We start from the raw sequence: 19284 nt of genomic DNA on the forward strand, positions 1-19284 counted from the left end.
CGTGTCAGCACGCTCGGTCACGGCCACTTGTCTGACATGTGACCGCAAGAGTTTATTAACACGAAGTTTGTCTTATGGGGTTTAGGCAGCATGGACCGGCGAGTGAGATACGGCGCAGGTACGCGTGAGCTGGGCTTCTGTCGTAGGGGGTTTTGTTGTATGGGAATACTTAATCACATCACCTCCCATGTCAATGCCGTCACCGGCAGCGTACGACCACGGACAGTGACTCTCGGCCCATGACTAGAGCATGTGTGTCGCGACTACCGGCGCTGCCTTCCCAACCCGGTGCTCTTTGAGCGTTGGCGTCGGCGCCAGCAGACAATGGCGCAGACGAGAGGTGAGGCAGGTGGGTGTTCTCGCAGGTCTCCCGGGCGGATGCGGAGGCGGTGGAGCCAGTGCAGTGGAGCGATGGCCTGTCCGACGACCCAGCATCGGGCGGCGAGTCCGGAGCGATGTCCACTGCCGCGTCAAGCAATGACCGAGGTGATGCCCTCGGCGCGTAGCTGACGGCGGTAGCGGGCGTGGTCGTGGACTCGGTCGGCGTAGACCCTTTCGGTCGTTGTCATGGTCGGCCGTGAATGCCCTCGGTGCGGGAGATCCTGTCGAGCCGGGGGCGGTAGTCAGGTGACGTCGTGGCGGTTGCCGCAGGGGGATGCCGCCGGCGCCGGTAATGACGTGTGCCTCCGAGCACGCTCGTGAATGTCGTCAAGGAGCATCGAGACCGTTCGGCGGAGTCGAGCCGCTCTGTCGCGTGCTGCGCCAGCACGGGCTCCAGATCACCCCGAGCGGCTACTGGGTGGCCGGTTCACCATCCATCTGCTCGACGCCGGTATCGACGCCTCCATCGGCAGTGTCGGTGACGTCCTCGACAACGCGCTGATGGAACGGACCATCGGCCTCTACGGGCCAAGCTGATCAGGTCCCGGGGTTCGTGGCGCGCCCAGGGCCAGGTCAAAGTGGCCACCGCCGAGTGGGTCGACTGGTACAAAGGCCAGCGCCTGCACTCAGCCATCGGGTAGGTCCATCCTTCGGCACCAACCTCTGCGTGATCGCCAGCCTCCTGTCCGACCACCGACACACCAGCCGGACCGAGCACAACGCCCGGCGAATCAGGGCTACACCCGCCGTACCAAAGTTGGATGAGACGACCCTGCTTCTTCCACCGTCAACCGTGTACGAACGTGTTAGTGGTGTCTTCTGGCCGTCTTCGTATCCCGAACTTTGCGAGCGACGCGCGATCCCTCCGTAGTGTCGCGACAGCCGGACAGAGCCATCGAGAAATGCAGCGTGGGCGCGCGAGACCATCATCTTGGCAAGCTCTTGACACTGAGAATTTCATCAGTGACGATTCGGACCCAGCTCCGTGCAGGTCCGAGTACTTCGTGACGCACAGCAGCCGAGGCACTGCTGCCGGGTCGAGGCGGACCGACGAAGCCACAATTACGCTCCCCAACCGGAGGAATGTCGATGGCGACGAAGAACATGGATCGGCGACGAGCATGGCTTGGTGGCACCGCCTTACTCACCACCGCAATCCTCGTCCTGACGGGTGGTGTACCTGTTTCCGCATCAGATCCGATCATCACCGACCAGTACACCGCTGATCCGTCCGCTCGCCTCTTCGGAGACAAGTTGTATCTATACCCCTCCCACGACAGGGATGATTCGACCTGGTGGGACATGGAGGACTGGCACGTCTTCTCGTCCTCCACGCTAGACAGGTGGACAGACCACGGAGTGATCGCGTCCATTGACGGCGTCGACAAACCATGGGCGAAATCTAAGGCATGGGCGCCCGACGCTGCGACCAGGAACGGTAAGTACTACTTCTATTTCCCGGTCAAATCTGATGAAGGCCGAGGTAATACCGACCATGTCGGTGTCGCGGTAGCTGAGTCCCCCACAGGCCCTTTTACCCCCCTCGCGGCCCCTCTGATCTCCGGTTACCCGCAAGCCTTCGACCCGACGGTCTTCACAGATAGTGACGGGACGTCGTATGCCATATCAGGGCAGAGTGCCGACGGCGCGCCGAACCCGTTCATCGCCAAGCTCAACGCGGACATGACGACCTTGGCCGAGACGCCGCGACAGGTGCAGTTCAACGGCTCCAGCAACTTCTTCGAAGGCGCTTGGATGCACAAGTACAACAACCGCTACTATCTTTCGTATGCCAGGAGTGGAACAGAAATCGGCTACGCGACCGCCGACAATATCTACGGGCCGTACGAAAATCGAGGTGTGATACTCAGCGACCTCCCCTATGCCGCGAATACCACTCACGGCTCTATTCTCGCAATCAACGGCCAGTGGTACATTTTCTACCACAACCGGCAGAGAAGTGTGCAGAACGGAGAGACTTCCGATTACAAGCGGTCAGTGGTGGTGGACAAGCTCTACCATAATGCAGACGGCACTATCGAAAAGGTGATTCCGACATCTGGGCCGGTACAGCCGGTTTCCATTCAACCGCCCATGTCCGTCAATGACAACACCACGGGCACGGGAAACGGCCAATTTGAGTATTCGCCAGGTTGGTCACAAGCAGGTAACTCCGGTGCCCACTCTGGCGACAACCACTACACGAACTCACAGAACGCGTCCTATCGAGTTCGCTTCGACGGCGTGCAGATCAAGGTCAACAGCCCGACCAGCCCCGTGAACGGCAGCGTCGCTTTCTCGGTCACCAACAGCAACGGTGACCTCGTCGTCCCCAAGACGACCGTGTCCCTCAAGGCGAACGTCGATTCTGCCTCGGACGTCGTTTTCGACAGTCATCAACTGCCTGCGGGGCAGTACACCCTGCATGCCCATGCCGTGGGTGACGGATACATCAACGCCGATCGCGTCCAGATCTACCGCGCGACCCATGCAGGTCCACCACAGGTACCAGCGTCCAACCTCGTCGCCAACAGTGATTTCGAAGCGAGCACGGTCTCGCCGTGGACCGTGGAAGGCGATAGTTCCAGGGCCGGACAGGAGCGCGCGTACCCACAATCAGGAAACGGGAACGGCTACCTCCATCCGACCTCAACGCAGAGCGTGGCCCTGGTCCAGGAGTTCATCGCCCCCGTCACACGCCAGTACACCCTCACCGCTCAGGCAGCCGGCAACTTCTCTGCTGTCCTTGGCGTCGACGTTCAGGGAGTGGCGCAACACCCCCAACCGGCGGTGTCAGCGAACGGTGTGTACGCCGGTTACACCTTGACCTTCACGGCGCGCGCGCAAGAGAGAGTCAAGGTTTGGTATTACGGCGGAGCGACGAACGTACAATCAGCGTGGGCTGTTCTGGACCATGTCAGTGTCAGATGACAACAGTGGGACGCAAGCTCTTTGAATCGAACGCTACATTCACGTTGAGCAGTTAATCTTAGCCGCGCCAAAAGAGCGTAGTTCAGAGGGTGCCGAGGAAGAACGTGCTGCAGATCTCGGCGCCCTCTGGCATGGGTGCGCCCCAGCAGGCCAGATGGAGTGAGCACCTCACAGTCCCGGCTCAACCGCGTGTGCGGTGCAGTCCGCCCGTCGATCCGCTCGGCGAAGGACCTCGCCGGGAAGTCGGTGCTGTCGCACCGAAACCGTCGGATCTGCACCTGAAGCAGTCGCCACCCCAACCCGACCTGACTGCACCACCACGCCGTCATGCTGCTCAACTGCCTCGATCGACAGAACCGACCGACGCGGCAGTCACCGCTCCACAAACGCCCCGGACATGATCAACGAAGCGTTACAACCGACACGGAACCGTCCAGGTCAACCAGATCAGCGACGAACCCGGGATCCGCGACGGCGAGGTCGCCAACCGACCGATCTGCGGGGACGGCGTCCGCTGCGCGAACCTGAGCAGTCCCTGCTTGGGTAGCGCGTGCTGAGTTAACTTGGGCTCAGTTTCTGTTGGAGCGGTAGCGGGCCATTTTGTCGCGGCTACCGCATGCACTCATGGAGCACCAGCGTCGGGTGCCGGCCCGTGAGGTGTCAACGAACAGGAGCGAGCATTCGGGGTTGGTGCATTCACGTAGGCGGTGCCCATCGGCGTCGCCGATGGTGTCCACGGCGTCGCGGGCGAGCTGGGCGAGCAGGGCGGGTGTTGTCACCTGTGCCCGCTGGACGCGCAGCCCGCTAGCAGTCGTGCGCAGCTCGATGGTCGGTGGCGGCTTTGTTGCCCAGGCGTTGACCGTGGCCACGTCGTCGGGCATCGGACGCGCCCGGCCCATCCGGGCCAGCATCAGCCGGTAGATGGCTTCGCGTAGTTGGCGGGCGTGGCGCAGGTCCGCCAATGAGCAGTGCGGGTCGTCCTCGGTGAGACCGGCTTCGGTGAACCACCGGCCCAGCGCGGCCGGCTCGCTCAGACGTTCGAACCCGCCGTCATGCCAGCGCTTGCCCACGGTGGCAGTGAAGTTCACCGAAGCTCGCCCGCCATGGAAACGGAAGTCCACATGGCCAGGTTACCACCCGAACAAGTAACACTCGTCACAGTCCTGTTACCGCATAAACCGGTAACGTGACCGGTATGCCGCATCACTCGCTCTCCCTCCGGTGAGGGCACGACATGTCCTGCTGGCGGTCGCCGTCACCGCCGTGTGGGGCCTCAACTTCTCTGTCATCAAGCTGGGCCTGGCCCGTATCGATCCGTTCGTGCTGGCCGGCATCCGGTTCACACTGTGTGCTCTGCCTGCCGTACTGCTCGTCGGCAAGCCAGACGTCGCATGGCGCTACACAGCCGGTTACGGCCTCGTCTTCGGCGTAGGCCTGTGGGGCTTGGTCAACCTCGGCATCGCCGCCGGCGTCTCCCCGGGAATCGCTTCGCTCGTCTTGCAGACCAGCGTCTTGTTCACCATGGCGCTGGGCGCCGTGGTGCTGCGCGAGGCGGTGACGCGCTACACGTATGTCGGTGCCACCGTCGCCTTCACCGGACTGGCGTGCGTCACGTTCGTCAGCGACGGCAGCGTCGGCTTGGCCGGGCTGGGCCTGGTTGTGACCGGCGCGGCCGCGTGGAGTGTGGCGAACCTGATCGTCAAGAAGTCCGGCGGGTCGAACATGCTCGCGTTCCTCGTCTGGTCCAGCCTATTTTCACCGGTTCCGCTCTTCGCCCTCGCCTACTTAAGTCATGGCTGGGCCGCCTACACCGAAGCCTGGCACAACCTCGACGTCACTGCAGTCGCCGCGGTGCTCTTCCAGGTCTATCCCGTCACGATTCTCGGCTACTGGGCGTGGAACCGGCTACTACGCCGCTACCCCCTCGCCCAGGTAGCCCCGTTCTCCCTGCTCGTTCCGGTTTTCGGGCTGAGCGGATCGGTGTTGTTGTTCCACGAGCGGCTGCCATTCATGAAGCTCGTGGCGATGACGCTCATCGTCGCCGGCCTGGCCATCGGCCAACTCGGCCAGCAGCGACACGCCACGCCCGTCCGTACCCAGGAGGCCTCATGAAATTCGCTGTTATAGGGGCTGGCGGCCTCGGCGGGTATCTCGGCGGCAGGCTCGCCGCCGCGGGCCACGACGTCAGCTTCCTCGCCCGCTACGCCCACCTGGCGGCCCTACGCCGCAACGGGCTCACTCTCATCGATGTCGACGGTACGGCCAGAGTCATACCCGTGCGCGTCACCGACGACCCAAGCAGCGTCGGCGCCGTCGATGCCGTCCTGCTGGCGGTCAAGACCTGGCAACTTGACGAGGCGCTCACCGCGCTGCCGCCCTTGAGCGGGTCTCACACCGCTGTGATCACTGTGCAGAACGGCGTCGAGGCGCCGCACCAGGTCGCACGACGAATCGGTCAGGAGGCGGTTCTGCCTGGCGTCGCCAAGGTGATCGCGATGCTGACCGAGCCTGGCACGGTCCGCCACGCTGGCGGCGCCGGTGCGCTGGACCTCGCCGAATGGGACAATCGGCCGACGACTCGCACCGAGCGGATCCGCGCGGCGCTGACCAGCGCTGGGATCGCCACCACCGCACCAATCGACATTTGGGCCGAGCTGTGGACGAAATTTATGTTCATCACACCCGCTGGTGGCCTCGGGGCTCTCACCGACACAACATTCGGGCCACTGCGGGAACGGCCGGGCACCCGTCGACTGCTGCAAGCCGCGATGGCCGAGATCGAACAACTCGCCGCAGCCCACGGCATCGGTCTGCCCCACAACATCGTCGCAGCCACCATGGCGTTCGTGGACCGTCAACCCTACGACGGCACGACCTCACTGCACCGCGACATCACCGCCGGCCGACGCTCTGAGATCGACGCCTGGACCGGCGCCGTCGTGCGCCTCGGCGCCCGCACCGGCACCCCGACGCCAGTCAACAGCGTCGTCCACGAGGCGCTCGGTCTCCGCGAAAGCACATCCCGGTAAACGGATCCCCACCGAACACCTTGAGCACGCCCGGCAGCTCTGGATGCTCTCGATCAGGCACGGCCGCAAGGGCCGATCAGGCCGAGGCCTCTCGGTAGGAATCGCCGCACACACCGCTGCTCGACCCGACACCGCCGCCGTCGTCGATGAGGCCACCGCCGCCCTCCGTTGCCTCGCCGAACTCCGCGACGACCTCGTGCAGCTGGCGCAGCATCCGCCCTCCGGCCGTGCTGGCCCGCACCGTGCGCCAGGTCGCCGTGGACCTGCTCGGGGCTAAATGTGTCGCCCCGATCGTCGCATCGCCGAGGTAACGGCAACGCCGTCCACGGCGGTCGTAGCGTCGGGCACCCCCTGACCGATCGGCACGGCATCGGCGACGTCATGACCTCTCGCGGGCCAGCAACCGGCACCGAGGTACGCGCCGCATGTGACGGCCATGGCACAGATCGCACGAGCGATCCTGGGCCGGAACCACTACCAGCGCGAACGAGCGGCAGGCAAACCCACAGGGAAGCCGTGCTGCCTAAGCGCCGCCTGTCCGACATTCTCTGCCGAAACATGATCTACCAGACGGAGACCCCACGGCGGTCGCCAGGTTGACCAGAGAGGTGCCGTCAGATCCGATCCCCGTCGGCGTTCCCTGATGTGCGCGCGCCCATCTCGTGCTTGTCGATGAGAGCACGGAGGATCAGTGCCGCGAGACGCCGCTTCTTGACGTGGGATACGTCTACCGTCACCGGCCTGTGTCTGGTGCGTGGGGCTGGAGCTGTGACCGGTCACGTTCTGCCGGAGCGGCTGCCGGCGCAGGATGGGGCAAGTCGACGGAGGACGCGTCCCGCAGTCGGCGCCCAGAGCGACCTGCCGCGTACGCGATGATCTGGTCACTGCTCAGCTTCAAGTGGAGTAGCGCTGGATCGTCGAACCAGTGGTTCGGCCAGTAAATGAGGTCTCTGACGTGCCCACCCGGTAGGTTGTGCTCCAGCAGGTCCAGGAAATACCACTCATCGTGCTCCTTCAGGGTTCCTGCGGTGAGCGCCTGCACAACTCGGGATGCCTCGTCGAAGGACAGGTCCTCGATCATCGGTGCAGGTCCTGCCAACAGGTAGCGTACGTAGGTGTCCGTTGACGCCGCTGCCGCGTGTCGGCTGACCTCCTCGGCGGTGTAGGTGCCCTGCGTCAGGGCGTTGAACTGGGCCAGCATCTCGGCCAGCCGGCCGTCGTCGCTGCCCTCGCGCCGCTCCGTGATGTCCGATACCAGGGCAACGAGCCGGTCGTAGGCACTGGGGTCCACCGGTGTGGGCAGCAACCTGGTGGGCACCGTGTCAGCGGCCCGGCGTGCCTGATGCGTCTTGTGGCGGTGCAGCTCGTCGGCGAAGGTCTTGGCCGCCGCCCGTGGCACGGCTGGAAACCTTGACCCGGGGCTCAGAACGACTCTAACGGCCTGTAGGGCTACCTGCTCGATGTTCGCGTCGAGCACGCCATGGCGCAGTTGCACGGTAGCAACTGTCAGCAGCAGGCCGAGGTTGTCCGACCAGTACTCCGGCCCCCGTTGGTCTTCCGGTACGGCGAGCGCGATCCGCACCATGGCGGTGTCGATGAGCCGCCGTGCCGCCACCGCTGGTGGCTCGCCCGCGGCAAGCATGCGCGCAAAGGCATCGCTTATGTGGGCGGCGAGGGCATCATCGAAAGGCGGATTCATGGTCATGACGATGCCACAACACACGCGTGTCTCGCCCCGACCTCGGGCCGTGATGATGGTCCCTGCCCATACGAACCAGATTGACCGTGCCCCGGTGAGTATTCGCTCTTCCACGACAGGGCACCCAAGCACCGTCGGAGACTACGACCGGACGTTACCGCAGCGCGCCTGCCTGCCCGTGCTCCTGTGTCGCAGCGACGGCCCGCCCTTTCTGAGTTATCTGGAAGAACCGGCGTCTCTGTACCGCCGCTGCCTGGCCGCCGCCGCGTTCTCGAGGCCCAGGCGTCACCTCGCACCACACCCATAGCGCCGAAGCTCCTGTCTTGAATTCTCCACTGCCGGTTCAGGAGGGGCGATGATTCGACCCGGTGGTCCCCGCCCCGAGCAGCCGCTCCCACCACCAGGCACCAGGCACCAGGCACCAGGCAGTTCAGAGGGGATGACGCTACCGATGCCCTAGATCTCGTTCCTCCACCAATCGAGGCGACGCCCGGTCGTCAGTCGACCGTGACACTGGCAGCCCTCAGACGGCGTTGTTGTTCGGGGCGGCCGCTCGCACTGAAGACCTGTCACGGTCGAACATTTCGTGTGAGCAGCCGCCCCGGTATGGTCACCTATTGTCGAACGGGATCACGCGGCCGGGCTGCCCGTTGCCCGGCGGCGCCCAGTATCCTCGGACCGGGAAAACCCGGCTCGGTATGAAACCAGGCTTCGTGTGGTCTCCCTCCCTGAGCACCAACTGTGGGAAGAAAATCTGTTTCGCGGCCTCGCTGATACCTCCGCTGACGGTTCCGATGACAAAACCAGTCGTACCTGCTGCCACCCCAACGGTCGTGCCGTCGTCCCCCATGTTGAAAACCTTACCGATGCCGAACCCCACGGCCCCGACTTCGACCCCGTTCTTGAAGGCTTCGGCGACGACGTTGAGAAGACTGCGATCCGCTACGACGGTGTAGATGACTGATCTGGTGCCGCCAGGGGTGACCGCTGTTACGCGCACCAGATCGCCTGCGCGGGCATCCTTCGGCACGATGTCGGTAGTCTCATCCGCGTCCCCGTCGCCCGTCGCCTCGTCCCCTCCTGGACGCGTTGCCGAGTCGAAGGTCAACTGGATGCCACCCGAGTTGTTGACATCAAGCACGTGCAGCTCGTCGGTGAAGCCGCGATCCCCGGACCAGACGTCAAAACCGCCGACGGTGATGGAGAGGCCGCCGCTGTCCTGCAGGCGCAGGACGGCGCCGCCGAACCCTTGCGTACCCGAGTACCAGTGCGGCGTCATGTCCGCACCATAGAGCACGAAATTTCCGTCGGTTTGCATGACAGCCTTTGTTACGGCTCTTCCATGGGTGCTCGAGTGCCACAATGCAACACCGTCCGAGTGGCGATACAGGACGAGATTGCCGTCCTGCTGCAGAACGAGGCTTTGCGCCTCGGAGCCACAGCTCGTCAGCCGCTCGTTGTGGTGCAAGGCGGAGCCAGAAGGCATCTCACACGCGAAACCCGCCGCTTGCGCTTCCTTGGCGGATCCCATCGTCACCACCAGTAGTGTCGTGACGAGAATGCCAGCCGAAAAGACCGACCACGTACGGCGTCGAGGCCGTCCAAGGAACCGTGCGAGACGTCGATCTGACGGCATCGTGTGAGTGGACTCCCGCCACGGGTCAGGACTCATCAAGAACACCTTTCACTCAAAGAGCTGTGTGGTATGGCACAGTCAGGTATGCCACATTGCCCGAAACCAGCAGCTGCTGCCGTTGACTCGATCACGCGGGTACGCACCGAAATTCGATCCTTTTTTCCGCAGCGGCTCTGAGGCAGTTGGCTCGGGTTGCTGCGGGAGCGCCGAGGACGTACCATTTGTCTCCCACGAGGCCCAGTAGCTGATATCTGGCGTCCAGCGCCGGCGGCTGATACAGCTTCATGCCAGGGAAGACCTGGTCCAGCCGGGAGACGATGCAGGCACCGTCTGCTCTACGCCGCCCAGAGACGATCCCCACCGCACGGCTACCATCCATGCTGACGACGGCGGCCCCGCTGTCACCCTTGACGCAAGGAATGTCAAGCAGGTAGAAGCCTTGAGCGCCCGCGATGTACGACGGAGCGTAATCGTCCCTTGTGATGCTGCCACACCGCTTCCCGGAAACTCCTCCGTAGCGGCAAACCATTGGTCCGTTCGCCCCGATAACCTTCGGGTTAGCCTCCATGCCCGCCCGGTCGGAGCTGGTAAAGCTATCCCCATTCACTGAGCCAGCCTTGAAGAAGTTGGCGGATCGCAGTTCCTGGCCCCCTGCGACGACCGGTGCACTGAGCTTGTTGACATCAAGGGGAACGATTTCGAAATCCTGATTTCCGCTGACACCGAAGGCGGCCTTGCCGGGTGTGTCACAGTGTCCGGCCGACACGACGCCAATCGAGCCTTGGACACCGCCATAATTCTCGACGACGAAGGCGGGCTCGCAGTTGGTACCGTCCTGGGGGCGCGTGTTCTCGTCCGCCGGCCGTGCCCATAAAGCTGTCAGCTCGTTCGGCGACCTGTAGATGACCATGTTGCCGTCTTCTTGTAACGCTACGAAAGCACCACCGTTACCGGCGGTACCGGCGTCCCAAACAGCGTTGGAGCCGTCGTACAAGACAAGGTTGCCGTCGTGCTGCATCACGAAAACGGACGTGTTTCGGCCACCTGTCCGGGTGTCCCAGAGGGCACCTCCGCCCACCCGGTAGAAGGCTACGTTGCCATCATTCTGATGCGCCAGCTGGTACTGGCCGTCACACGAGTAGAGGCTTTCTCCCCGACGGAGTTCGTCCCCACTTTGCAGGGATCCACATTGTCCGATTGCCGCGTTTGCAGAGGGCGCTACGGCAATCGACAACATGCTCGCCAGAAGTACGGCGAGCGCAGGTAGAATTTCTGACCGTCTGCTGAACTTCAGAACCTTGAGCACGATCTCGTGTCTCCCGAAACCTATACGACGAGCAGTTCCATGCCGTACAACAACATGAAGCCGCGGATCAACACGCCAGGTCGTTATGTTTGTTAGGAGCGACACTGGAGAAACAGTGACGCCACCACGACGATGAGTGAGGACCGGGTGATTCCCGGCGAATCTCCTATCCACCATGCGCGAGGCCAGGCCTGCGGGCCCCGGCCTGCCACAACCGATCAGCGGCCGAACTCGTACCACCTTCCCCTCGCGCCGATGCCTCATCGGATGAGGTCTGCACCTGCACAGCGATGCTAGAAGCGGGATGCGGGGTCGGGAAGCGCTAGATTGCAGCAAGCTTGCCGCCGGACGACACGCACGCATGTCGATTGTGCAGCGTATTAGAACCGTGTCTCAGGTGGCGGTCGGCCGACCCGCGTGGTAGATCCTTTCGCCTGTGGACCGGCTATTGATTCAGCAGTGGGTGCCTGACGAGTTGTGGGACTTGGCGGCTCCGTTTGATTCCGCCGCCGCCTCGGCGTCGGCAGGGTGGGGTACGTCGCACTGTCGAGCCTGCTGATCACGCGCTCGGACGGTCGCGGGGCGGGTTGACCACGAAGCTGCCTCTGAGCTGCGAACAAGGCCAGAAGCCGCTCGCGATCGTGTTGACCGGCGGGCATCGCGGCGACAGCTCGCGGTTCATCCCGGTTCTGGACGTCATCCGCGTTCCTCGCCTGGTCACCGGCCGCCTCAGGACCCGCCCGAACCGGTCCTGGCCGACAAGGCGTACACGTCCAAGACCAACCGGCTGTACCTGCGGGGACGTGGCATCGCCGCGACGATCCCGAGCAAGGCCGACCAGAACGCCCACCGGAGGTCCATCCGGGGGTGGCCGGCCACCGGCCCTCAACCCGCACGTCTACCAGCAACGTCACGCCGTGGAGTGCGGTATCAACCGCCTCAAGCGCAACCAGGCCGCCGACGGCAAACGCCTCAAGGGACTCATCCCGGACGAGCAGACGGCCCGATCGTTCGACGAATCTTCGCCGAGTTCCTCGCAGGCATCGGCATCTACGCCATCGCCGAAGGACTCACCGCCAACCACGTTCCCTGCCCATCAGCGCACGAGCGAACCCGCAACCGGCACCGCAGCGGCATCGCCTGGTCCAAGAGCGCCGTGGACGCGACGTTCGTCGCGTGCACCGGCACGGCGACGAGACCAAACCGTCCTGCAAGACCACCGAGTTGGCGGTCTACCTGCTCGCCGTCATCGGGGTCCTGATCGCCTCGAACGCTGTCGGTGAGGGCGCCGCCGACAACGGCGGCGACTACTTCGCCGCCGACAAGGCCTGGTGGTACATCACCCTGCTCACCATCGGCTACCTGGTCAGCCGCGGCCTGGCCAAGTCCGGCAGCCGCAGCGCCGACCACGACCCGCGCAGCGACCGCTGACGAACCTCCGGAAGCCCCGTGTCCCGTTCTCCGACGGGAACCGCGGGGCTTCCGCACGTCACCGGAAAGTCGAGGTCATCCTCCAGCATCAATAGCCGGGCACAAGGACCTCGAAGGGGTGCACGTAGTCCTCGGTCGAGAAGGTTGACACGGCTTCGCGGCCTGGCGATGCAGTTGGCCTCAACCTCTGGTCGGTGAACACACGGGCGCAAAGCCTTCCGGCACCCACTGGTTGGGCAGATGGAGCTGCATCAGGAAAACTTCGCGATGATGGACCTGCCGCAATGCTGGTGCGACGACCCGCAGCGCCGCGCCGAGGCCGGTATCCCCGAGCAAGTGCGATTCGCGACCAAGCCACAGCTGGCAGTCCGGATGATCGAAGCTGCGGTCACGGGCGGGCTGCCGTGTCGCTGGGGGGCCGGCGACGAGGCATACGGCAACGATCCCGCCTGGCCGTCCGGCTCCGTGCGCTGCGCCTGGGTTACGTCTTGGCCGTGGCCCGCTCACATCAGGTGAGCACCGGCCTGGGCGTCTACCGCGTCGACGCCCTGGCCGCAGGGCTTCCCGCCGCCGCGTGGCAGCGCATGTCCGCTGGCCGAGGCGCGAAGGGTTACCGCTACTACGACTGGTCCTTGGTTGCCCTGCCCCGCGCCACCGACAGTCACAGCGGGTATCACTGGCTGCTCATCCGCCGCAACCGCAGCACCGACGAGCTGGCCTTCTACCGCTGCTGGTCACCACAACCCGCCCCGCTGCGCATGCTCGTCACGGTCGCCGGGCGCCGCTGGAAGATCGAAGAATCGTTCCAAGCCGCGAAGAACGGACTCGGCCTGGATCAGCACCAGCACCGCCGCTGGACGTCCTGGCACCGTTGGACCACCCTCGCGATCCTCGCCCACGCCTTCCTCGCCGCGGCCACCGCAGGTCACCGTCACCGCTACGACCCCGCCGGACTGATCCCGCTAACCGTCAACGAGCTACGCCACCTGTTCAACGTCCTGATCATCGAACCTGCCCGCCGCCGATCCGACCCGCTGCTCTGGTCCATCCGTCGACGCCGCCACCAAGCCCGAGCCATGAAAAGCCACTACGCCCGCCAAGCCCTCATGAGCCGTGATCACGATCCCCGGCTGGAGTACTCAAGGCTTTGCAGTGGCTACGGCGCAGCGCCTGCCGCCTTCAGTTCTGACCAGCTGGCAGTTTAAGAAGGGTTCGTGTACACCGGCGTTTTCGGCACACGCTTCACTACCATGAGGCGCACCCAGTTAGATCTCGTCCTATCCTTCTCCCCGCCGCGGGGCGCGGTGATCGGTGCCAACGTCAGGAAAGTACGGTCTTGCATTCCACGACAGCCCTGACCCGTTCTTCACATTCGCAACGGGTATCTCGACGCCGATTTCCGGCGCGGGTCCTCGGAGCGACCTTCAGTATTGCAGTTGCGGCATTGATGCTGCTGTGGCCGTCCAGCATGTTGATCATCGCACCTGTCTGTGCGAGTTTCGCGGCGGTCGAAGCCGGAGCCTGGTTGGAGGCGCTACTGTTTCGAGCCCCGAGAAGCCGACGGATTCAACGCAGGGGCGCTGGACACGTGACCGAGGCTCGCATCTCCTGAACGAACGTTCCCTCTGAGCCAAAACGAATCGCGCCATGCCGGTGCCGGGTCCGCAGTGCACGGTCGGGTGAGGCGCCGCATGTCAGCCGCGAAGTGCGGCCGATACAGGACAGGGCCCGTGCCGTGAGGTGCGCCTTTCGCAAAGGAGGTAGCACGGCGTTACGTGGGGCGAAGTGGCCAAGAGCGGGCACTTCGGCCCACCACGCCACACGACCCATGCTTGAGGAGCGTTTCGGGCGGTTGCCGGCGGGGCAGTTGACCGTGACCTACCACGAGACCAGGGAGGCTCGACTCATGGCGAAGGGCGACGTCGAGACGTACCACCAGGACGGGCAGTGGAAGAACCGCCCGGAGGGCAACCAGCGCGCGAGCAGCGTGCACGACACCAAGGCCGAGGCGGAGGCCGAGGGCCGCGAGATGGCCGTGAAGCGCGACGCCGAACACGTGATCAAGAAGCAGGACGGCACCATCGGGGAGAAGAACACCTACCCCCGCAGCCGCGACCCTCGCGAGATCCCCGGCTGAACCCCTAGCCGCCGGCGAGCCGGCGGCTAATTCCGATGGCCGTCCTCTGAAGAGGACGGCCATCGGTGTTCAAGCTCGCTCTCGGCAGGAGACGGACGGCAGGCCCGGCCGCAGACCGGCCCCCGTCGAGTGACCGTACCGCTCGCCGCGAGTGCTGCTGCGCTACCGATATCGGCGGCGGTGATCTCTTGGCGACATGCGTGGCCGACTCTTGGCAGTCCCGCCCAGCTCCTTTTGGTGGCTCAGGCCGAACGCCATTCACATCAGGGGTGTCGCATTCCTCCTACCATGCCTCTGAGCAGGGATTTCGGTCTTCCCTGGACGCCTTCATCGCGCTTATCCTGAGGTGCGCGCACCTAACACCACCCCCATTCAAGTTGTGAAAGGTGCAGTTCATGAAAGCAATTCTCGGTCACAGGCTCGCGGTAATCGGTTTCGCCATTGCCTTCGCGGTGGGTGCGTCGCCGGTGTCCGCCCAGGGCGCGGCCGGTCCGGAGGGACACGTCTCGGCCGGTGCCACCCCGTCCGGCCAGCCCCCGTTGATCGGCGGTCTGTGCGGTATCTGGTGGGACCTGCTGGATGGATCGTTGCCGGGACTCAGCGCGATCGGGCTGACCAGCGACCAGAGGCTGATCAAGTTCAAGGTCGACCGGCCCGGGTGGGCCTGCAGCATCGGGGTGGTCGACCTGCCCGGCACCGAAACCGTGATCGGCATCGACTACCGGGTACAGGACGGCAAGCTGTACGGCGTGGGCAGCAACGGTGGCATCTACACCCTCTCCACCGGCACCGCCGCCGCGACCAAGGTCAGCCAACTGACCGTCGGCCTGCAGGGAACCTTCTTCGGCGTCGATTTCAACCCGAGCGCGGACCGCCTGCGCATCATCAGCGACACCGGCCAGAACCTGCGCCACAACGTCAACCCCGGCGGCACCACCATCGCCGACGCAACCCTGACTTATCCACCCTCGCCCGCCGCCGCCCTGGGCCTGACCGGCGCCGCGTACACCAACAACGACCTTGATCCGAACACCGCCACCACCCTGTTCGACATCGACACCACCCTCGACCAGGTCGCCGTCCAATCCCCCGCCAACACCGGACAACTCGCCGCCACCGGCAAACTCGGCGTCAACACCGACCCACGCACCGGCTTCGACATCCACAGCACCACCCGCAACGGCCGCACCGTGGCCAACCGCGGCTACGCCGTCCTCAACATCGCGGGCACCAGCAGCGTCCACGCCATAGACCTCCTCACCGGCAACGCCACCCCAACCGGCAGCTTCGACCGGCCACACACCGTCGTGGACCTCGCCATCCCCCTCAACGCCCGCTGACCACAGCGCGCCGCACACCCGGGCGCATCCCCTGGCGAAAACACTCGTGGCAGCACAAGACGGGAGGCCGGTCATGGCCGGCCTCCCGTTCTCGGCGCGTACACAGGCGTGGTGGCTGGCGCGGAGCCGTGATCGCGCCGGGCCGGCGACCACTACTCCGGCAGGTGAGTCCGTCGCCGTAACGACAGCACCCTGTGCCCAATCCCGCCGTCGGGGCGCACAGCGTTTCGCGGTCAGTTCGTGTTCCATTGGCACGGAGTCGATCAACTGGTCGCCGGTGAGCCCGGCGGCCGCAGCGACGGTGACGTCGTGCCGCACTGCAGGCACACAGTTCATCGCGGAGCGGAACCCCGCCAGCGGATACGAGGGCTGGGCTGCCGGGCGAGGTGCCGCAATACGGCGCGAACGTGGCGCTTGTCGGCCTCGGGGACGTTGGCGTCGGCGAGTCGGCAGCGAATAGCCGCCATGTCCGCCTCCACCTCAGGGTGGGCTGCCGCTTGCTGCGGTGGCGCTGCCGCGTCAACGGTGAGAGTGCGCAACGCGGCACCGAGCGGCAGGTCGAGGGTGGCGCAGAACGCGCGGATCTTGGGCAACTCGGGGTAGTCCTGCCAGTCACCGGACATCCATCGGAAGATGGTGGAGCGGCCGACGCCGCTATGCGCTGCTACCTGCGTCACCGACCAGCCGCGCTCTTCGCGAGCATGGTCGACCGCGCGACGGACGAGCCGCGCAAACACGGCTTACGCACTGAGCTCACTCATGTCCCTCCCACCGACGTCCATAATCCGACCTCAGTCAACCTCTGTCACCTCCTGCCGAAGCCGAGAAATGCCTACGTCGACCGATGGCAGCCTCACGGGTTCCTTCGCAGTGGCATCGACGGCCATCGGCCCATCATCGAACGCCGCCACAGACTGATCCGCCCCGGCAGACGTCATAACGCGGAGGCCAGTAGGCCACGCGGCAATCCGCAGCGGATAGGTCGCAGTTACCGGCCGGCGTTCACGCTAACATTCGGGCGGCTGGCCGTGTTCAAGCCGGTTGCGCCCACGTACGGCTCAGACGGCCCGCTCGCGTCACAGAGATCGAACAGGCGGGCCGCTGGCTGATGGACACAGCCTGGCCCACCGCCGCGGCCCCGAACGCGGAATCGGCAGCTCACGGCGACCAACACGTGGGTAGCGCTCATCTTCATGCGAGTTCGCCGATTACAGGTACGGCCTCGGCGGTGGAGTCTGACAATTCAGGCCTATGAGGTCACGTGGGATCCGGCAGGTATTCATGGCACCACACGGGAAGGTCCACCGGGCGGCAAGCGCTCATCCTTGCTTTCGCGGCTGGAGCGGTGACTGGAGCTGCGGGCATGCTCAAGCTGCGACGTCGCCGCCAGGATGGAGGCTTTCCGGCGGGTGGCGTCGCGGGCCAACCCGACGAGGGCCCGGCGCCGTCGCTGAGCGGTCGTATCGACGCCTCGCCGCAGGAGCCGGCGAGCATGCCCGTCGCCCAGCAACGGTGACTGCGGGCAGCGCCTCGGGACCACCCGTGAGAGAGAGGTGAGGGTACTCATGCCGGAACCACCTGGCGGCAACCCAGGCGCCGCGTCTGCTGACATGCCGGTCGCCGAGTTGGTGCAGCGCGCCACCGAGCAGATCACCCGTCTGGTGCGCGACGAGCTGACGATGGGCGCGGGCGGAGATGACCGCCAAGGGCAAACGGGCGGGCGCCGGCGCAGGACTGCTCGGTGGCGGTGCGATGCTCGGTCTCTTTGCCGGCGGGACCGCCGTCGCCACGATCGTGCTGGCCCTGGCCGCGGTCATGCCCGATGCGCTGGCCGCGCTGATCGTCACGGTGATCCTGGCCGTGGCCGCCGCCATCGCGGCGCGAAGCGGTAAGGAGCAGTTCAGTAAGGCCATGCCCGCCACACCCACAGCGACCAGAGACAGTGTGCGAGCCGACGCCGAGACGATCCGCGGCGCAGCGAGTCGGAGGCAGCCATGAGCACGCCAGCCGGAAGCAGCGATCAAACCCGGCGTGACATCCAGCAGACACGTGCGGAACTCGGCGAGACCGTCGCCGCCCTGACCGCCAAGACCGACGTCAAGGCCCGTGCACGCACCAAGGCCAGCACCACCGTCGGCGAACTCCGACAGCGGGTCACCCAAGCGGGCCAGTCGGCGAAAAGCAGAGCGACCCAGGTGGCCCGCACGGTGAGCCAGAACACCTCCCAGCGCGCCGCATCGGTCAAGCTCAAGTCACAGCACACCATCAGCGCGGTACGAGGCTCATAGAACGCCAGCGCGCAGCGCACCGGCAAGGCCCAGTCCGCCCTGATCACCTCCGCTCGCGCCGCGACCACCAAGATCGGCCGTTCGGTGCGCGCGAAACCCGTACCAGTCCTCGCCGCCACCGGCACAGTGGCCGCCCTCGCGATCATCGCCTACCGACGCCGCCGGTCCGGATGAACGGTCCGGCGGTGTGCCGCTGCGCTGCACCGGCAGGCCGATGGAAAAACAGCCCAAGACCGTGGCCGCACCTTTTCAGGCAAGCGCGGGCAGCTCTTCACGACGGCAGGATCATCGGCTGCGGCCGGTGAGGCGGGCCAGCCGGGCGCTGATGCCGCCGAGCATCTGGCTGGGACGTTGCTGCTCGCCCTGCTGGGCACCGAGGGCCACGATCACCGCGGTCAGCGCCGGGGTGACCCACTGCAGAATTCGCTGCTGGCGCTGGGCCGCGGCGACGTCTTGAGGAGTGGCCGGTGACGGATCAGTGGCACCGTCCGTGGGCACCGTACCGTTGCGGGCGATTTGGTTGCCGAGCAGTCCGCTGTAGGCGGTGGTGGCGACCGCGGCGAGGGTCAGCGCCGTCTTGACGGTGGTGTTGGCGCTGACACCGGCCTGGGCGCTGGCGCGGCGCCGGTTCGTGATCAGCAGACCGGCGCCGCCGATCAGGTGCGCGCCGATCGCGGCGGCGGAGATCGGTGCCCATTTCGCCCATCCCACCGAGGCGATGTGAGCCCGTTCGTCGTGGTTGCTGACGGCCCGGGATGCCCCGTTGAGGCCGACGGCGCCCATCAAGGATCCGCCGAGCCACAGGGCGGCTCCGACGTCGTGCAGGCTGCGAATGATGGTGTGACGCTCGTTCATGATTTCCTCCGGCGATGTAGGCAGGACGTGGGATGCGGCCGAGACAGGTAGGCGTCGTTGACCTGGGTGATCGCCGCTTGGCCGGATGATCGGCTGTGGCCGGTGCGCGGCGAGCAGCTGGTGCGAAATGTCTGTGGGGCTGCGTCGGCGACGCTCAACGTGCGGTTATCGGTCGGTGCGGCGGGCGGCGAGGCGTGCCGAGTCGGGCCAGCGGACGTCGTGGGCCCAGCCGAGCTTCTCGAAGAGCCAGA

19 protein-coding genes and 2 pseudogenes are annotated in these 19284 nt (G+C 65.3%); 14 read left to right on the forward strand and 7 right to left on the reverse strand.

The features are described from left to right. Nucleotides 1–1470: 1470 nt before the first annotated feature. Nucleotides 1471–3312, forward strand: a complete 1842-nt coding sequence (locus ACTMSW_RS29470; RefSeq protein WP_441184013.1) for a family 43 glycosylhydrolase — start codon at nucleotides 1471–1473, stop codon at nucleotides 3310–3312. Nucleotides 3313–3881: 569 nt separating this feature from the next. Here ACTMSW_RS29470 and ACTMSW_RS29475 read toward each other — a convergent pair. Next, nucleotides 3882–4433, reverse strand: coding sequence for a CGNR zinc finger domain-containing protein (locus ACTMSW_RS29475; protein WP_441184015.1), 552 nt, complete (start codon nucleotides 4431–4433; stop codon nucleotides 3882–3884). Nucleotides 4434–4533: 100 nt separating this feature from the next. Between ACTMSW_RS29475 and ACTMSW_RS29480 the strand changes: the two genes are divergently transcribed. Together ACTMSW_RS29480 and ACTMSW_RS29485 are read left to right on the forward strand one after the other, a co-directional pair. Continuing rightward, the gene (locus ACTMSW_RS29480; protein WP_441184016.1) at nucleotides 4534–5424 is read left to right on the forward strand and encodes an EamA family transporter; all 891 of its coding nucleotides are present in this window, start codon (nucleotides 4534–4536) and stop codon (nucleotides 5422–5424) included. Then, nucleotides 5421–6341 (forward strand): 2-dehydropantoate 2-reductase, encoded by a 921-nt coding sequence (locus tag ACTMSW_RS29485; RefSeq protein ID WP_441184017.1) that lies wholly within the window; start codon nucleotides 5421–5423, stop codon nucleotides 6339–6341. Before ACTMSW_RS29480 ends, ACTMSW_RS29485 begins: the two co-directional genes overlap by 4 nt. A 76-nt stretch (nucleotides 6342–6417) precedes the next feature. Here the strand turns inward: ACTMSW_RS29485 and ACTMSW_RS29490 are convergent, their stop codons facing one another. The 4 genes from ACTMSW_RS29490 to ACTMSW_RS29505 form a co-directional block, all read right to left on the reverse strand. After that, nucleotides 6418–6555 (reverse strand): hypothetical protein, encoded by a 138-nt coding sequence (locus ACTMSW_RS29490; RefSeq protein WP_441184018.1) that lies wholly within the window; start codon nucleotides 6553–6555, stop codon nucleotides 6418–6420. A 519-nt stretch (nucleotides 6556–7074) separates the two neighbouring features. Continuing rightward, nucleotides 7075–8040, reverse strand: a complete 966-nt coding sequence (locus ACTMSW_RS29495) for a hypothetical protein (RefSeq protein WP_441184019.1) — start codon at nucleotides 8038–8040, stop codon at nucleotides 7075–7077. A 610-nt stretch (nucleotides 8041–8650) separates the two neighbouring features. Next, the gene (locus tag ACTMSW_RS29500) at nucleotides 8651–9577 is read right to left on the reverse strand and encodes a hypothetical protein (RefSeq protein ID WP_441184020.1); all 927 of its coding nucleotides are present in this window, start codon (nucleotides 9575–9577) and stop codon (nucleotides 8651–8653) included. A 226-nt stretch (nucleotides 9578–9803) separates the two neighbouring features. Further along, nucleotides 9804–10982, reverse strand: a complete 1179-nt coding sequence (locus tag ACTMSW_RS29505; RefSeq protein ID WP_441184021.1) for a hypothetical protein — start codon at nucleotides 10980–10982, stop codon at nucleotides 9804–9806. A 527-nt stretch (nucleotides 10983–11509) separates the two neighbouring features. Between ACTMSW_RS29505 and ACTMSW_RS29510 the strand changes: the two are divergent. The 7 genes and pseudogenes from ACTMSW_RS29510 to ACTMSW_RS29540 form a co-directional block, all read left to right on the forward strand. Beyond that, nucleotides 11510–11935, forward strand: a pseudogene (locus tag ACTMSW_RS29510) (transposase); the annotation flags it as partial. After that, nucleotides 11905–12243 (forward strand): recombinase family protein, encoded by a 339-nt coding sequence (locus ACTMSW_RS29515; protein WP_441184035.1) that lies wholly within the window; start codon nucleotides 11905–11907, stop codon nucleotides 12241–12243. The pseudogene ACTMSW_RS29510 and the gene ACTMSW_RS29515, both read left to right, overlap by 31 nt. Further along, nucleotides 12159–12413: a hypothetical protein gene (locus ACTMSW_RS29520; protein ID WP_441184022.1), complete on the forward strand. Its 255-nt coding sequence runs from the start codon at nucleotides 12159–12161 to the stop codon at nucleotides 12411–12413. Before ACTMSW_RS29515 ends, ACTMSW_RS29520 begins: the two co-directional genes overlap by 85 nt. A gap of 240 nt (nucleotides 12414–12653) precedes the next feature. Further along, on the forward strand, nucleotides 12654–12929 hold the full coding sequence (locus tag ACTMSW_RS29525; protein WP_441184023.1) for a transposase: 276 nt from the start codon (nucleotides 12654–12656) through the stop codon (nucleotides 12927–12929). Beyond that, nucleotides 12926–13618, forward strand: a complete 693-nt coding sequence (locus tag ACTMSW_RS29530) for a hypothetical protein (RefSeq protein ID WP_441184024.1) — start codon at nucleotides 12926–12928, stop codon at nucleotides 13616–13618. The genes ACTMSW_RS29525 and ACTMSW_RS29530 overlap by 4 nt, the downstream gene beginning before the upstream one ends. A 623-nt stretch (nucleotides 13619–14241) precedes the next feature. Continuing rightward, on the forward strand, nucleotides 14242–14550 hold the full coding sequence (locus ACTMSW_RS29535; RefSeq protein ID WP_441184025.1) for a DUF2188 domain-containing protein: 309 nt from the start codon (nucleotides 14242–14244) through the stop codon (nucleotides 14548–14550). A gap of 395 nt (nucleotides 14551–14945) precedes the next feature. Continuing rightward, nucleotides 14946–15890 (forward strand): DUF4394 domain-containing protein, encoded by a 945-nt coding sequence (locus tag ACTMSW_RS29540; RefSeq protein WP_441184026.1) that lies wholly within the window; start codon nucleotides 14946–14948, stop codon nucleotides 15888–15890. A 332-nt stretch (nucleotides 15891–16222) separates the two neighbouring features. Here ACTMSW_RS29540 and ACTMSW_RS29545 read toward each other — a convergent pair whose 3' ends face one another. Further along, complete coding sequence (locus tag ACTMSW_RS29545) at nucleotides 16223–16627, reverse strand: helix-turn-helix domain-containing protein (RefSeq protein WP_441184027.1); 405 nt, start codon at nucleotides 16625–16627, stop codon at nucleotides 16223–16225. Nucleotides 16628–17253: 626 nt separating this feature from the next. Here ACTMSW_RS29545 and ACTMSW_RS29550 point away from each other — a divergent pair. The 3 genes and pseudogenes from ACTMSW_RS29550 (at nucleotide 17254) to ACTMSW_RS29560 (ending at nucleotide 18178) form a co-directional block, all read left to right on the forward strand. Then, nucleotides 17254–17406 (forward strand): hypothetical protein, encoded by a 153-nt coding sequence (locus tag ACTMSW_RS29550; RefSeq protein ID WP_441184028.1) that lies wholly within the window; start codon nucleotides 17254–17256, stop codon nucleotides 17404–17406. Between the two features lie 49 nt (nucleotides 17407–17455). Next, a pseudogene (locus ACTMSW_RS29555) lies at nucleotides 17456–17888 on the forward strand (phage holin family protein). Further along, a complete protein-coding gene (locus tag ACTMSW_RS29560; protein WP_441184029.1) occupies nucleotides 17885–18178 on the forward strand; it encodes a DUF3618 domain-containing protein in 294 nt (97 codons plus the stop codon). Before ACTMSW_RS29555 ends, ACTMSW_RS29560 begins: the two are co-directional and overlap by 4 nt. Before the next feature lie 285 nt (nucleotides 18179–18463). On the opposite strand, the gene ACTMSW_RS29565 is transcribed toward ACTMSW_RS29560, so the two are convergent. Then, nucleotides 18464–19033 carry a hypothetical protein gene (locus ACTMSW_RS29565; protein ID WP_441184030.1) on the reverse strand — a complete coding sequence of 190 codons (570 nt, stop codon included), beginning with the start codon at nucleotides 19031–19033 and terminating at the stop codon, nucleotides 18464–18466. A gap of 57 nt (nucleotides 19034–19090) precedes the next feature. Between ACTMSW_RS29565 and ACTMSW_RS29570 the strand changes: the two genes are divergently transcribed. Then, nucleotides 19091–19284: hypothetical protein (locus ACTMSW_RS29570; protein WP_441184031.1), on the forward strand; the 194-nt coding region annotated here is incomplete at its 3' end.

It is taken from the genome of Micromonospora sp. BQ11 (assembly GCF_052068135.1).
Lineage (GTDB): Bacteria > Actinomycetota > Actinomycetes > Mycobacteriales > Micromonosporaceae > Micromonospora.

Bases quoted from the DNA above. Each gene is read 5' to 3' on its own strand.
- ACTMSW_RS29470 (WP_441184013.1), top strand. From the start codon at position 1,471: ATGGCGACGAAGAACATGGATCGGCGACGAGCATGGCTTGGTGGCACC.
- ACTMSW_RS29490 (WP_441184018.1), bottom strand. From the start codon at position 6,555: ATGCTGCGCCAGCTGCACGAGGTCGTCGCGGAGTTCGGCGAGGCAACG.
- ACTMSW_RS29550 (WP_441184028.1), top strand. From the start codon at position 17,254: ATGCTCAAGCTGCGACGTCGCCGCCAGGATGGAGGCTTTCCGGCGGGT.
- ACTMSW_RS29495 (WP_441184019.1), bottom strand. From the start codon at position 8,040: ATGAATCCGCCTTTCGATGATGCCCTCGCCGCCCACATAAGCGATGCC.
- ACTMSW_RS29485 (WP_441184017.1), top strand. From the start codon at position 5,421: ATGAAATTCGCTGTTATAGGGGCTGGCGGCCTCGGCGGGTATCTCGGC.
- ACTMSW_RS29535 (WP_441184025.1), top strand. From the start codon at position 14,242: ATGCTTGAGGAGCGTTTCGGGCGGTTGCCGGCGGGGCAGTTGACCGTG.
- ACTMSW_RS29540 (WP_441184026.1), top strand. From the start codon at position 14,946: ATGAAAGCAATTCTCGGTCACAGGCTCGCGGTAATCGGTTTCGCCATT.
- ACTMSW_RS29525 (WP_441184023.1), top strand. From the start codon at position 12,654: ATGGAGCTGCATCAGGAAAACTTCGCGATGATGGACCTGCCGCAATGC.
- ACTMSW_RS29565 (WP_441184030.1), bottom strand. From the start codon at position 19,033: ATGAACGAGCGTCACACCATCATTCGCAGCCTGCACGACGTCGGAGCC.
- ACTMSW_RS29560 (WP_441184029.1), top strand. From the start codon at position 17,885: ATGAGCACGCCAGCCGGAAGCAGCGATCAAACCCGGCGTGACATCCAG.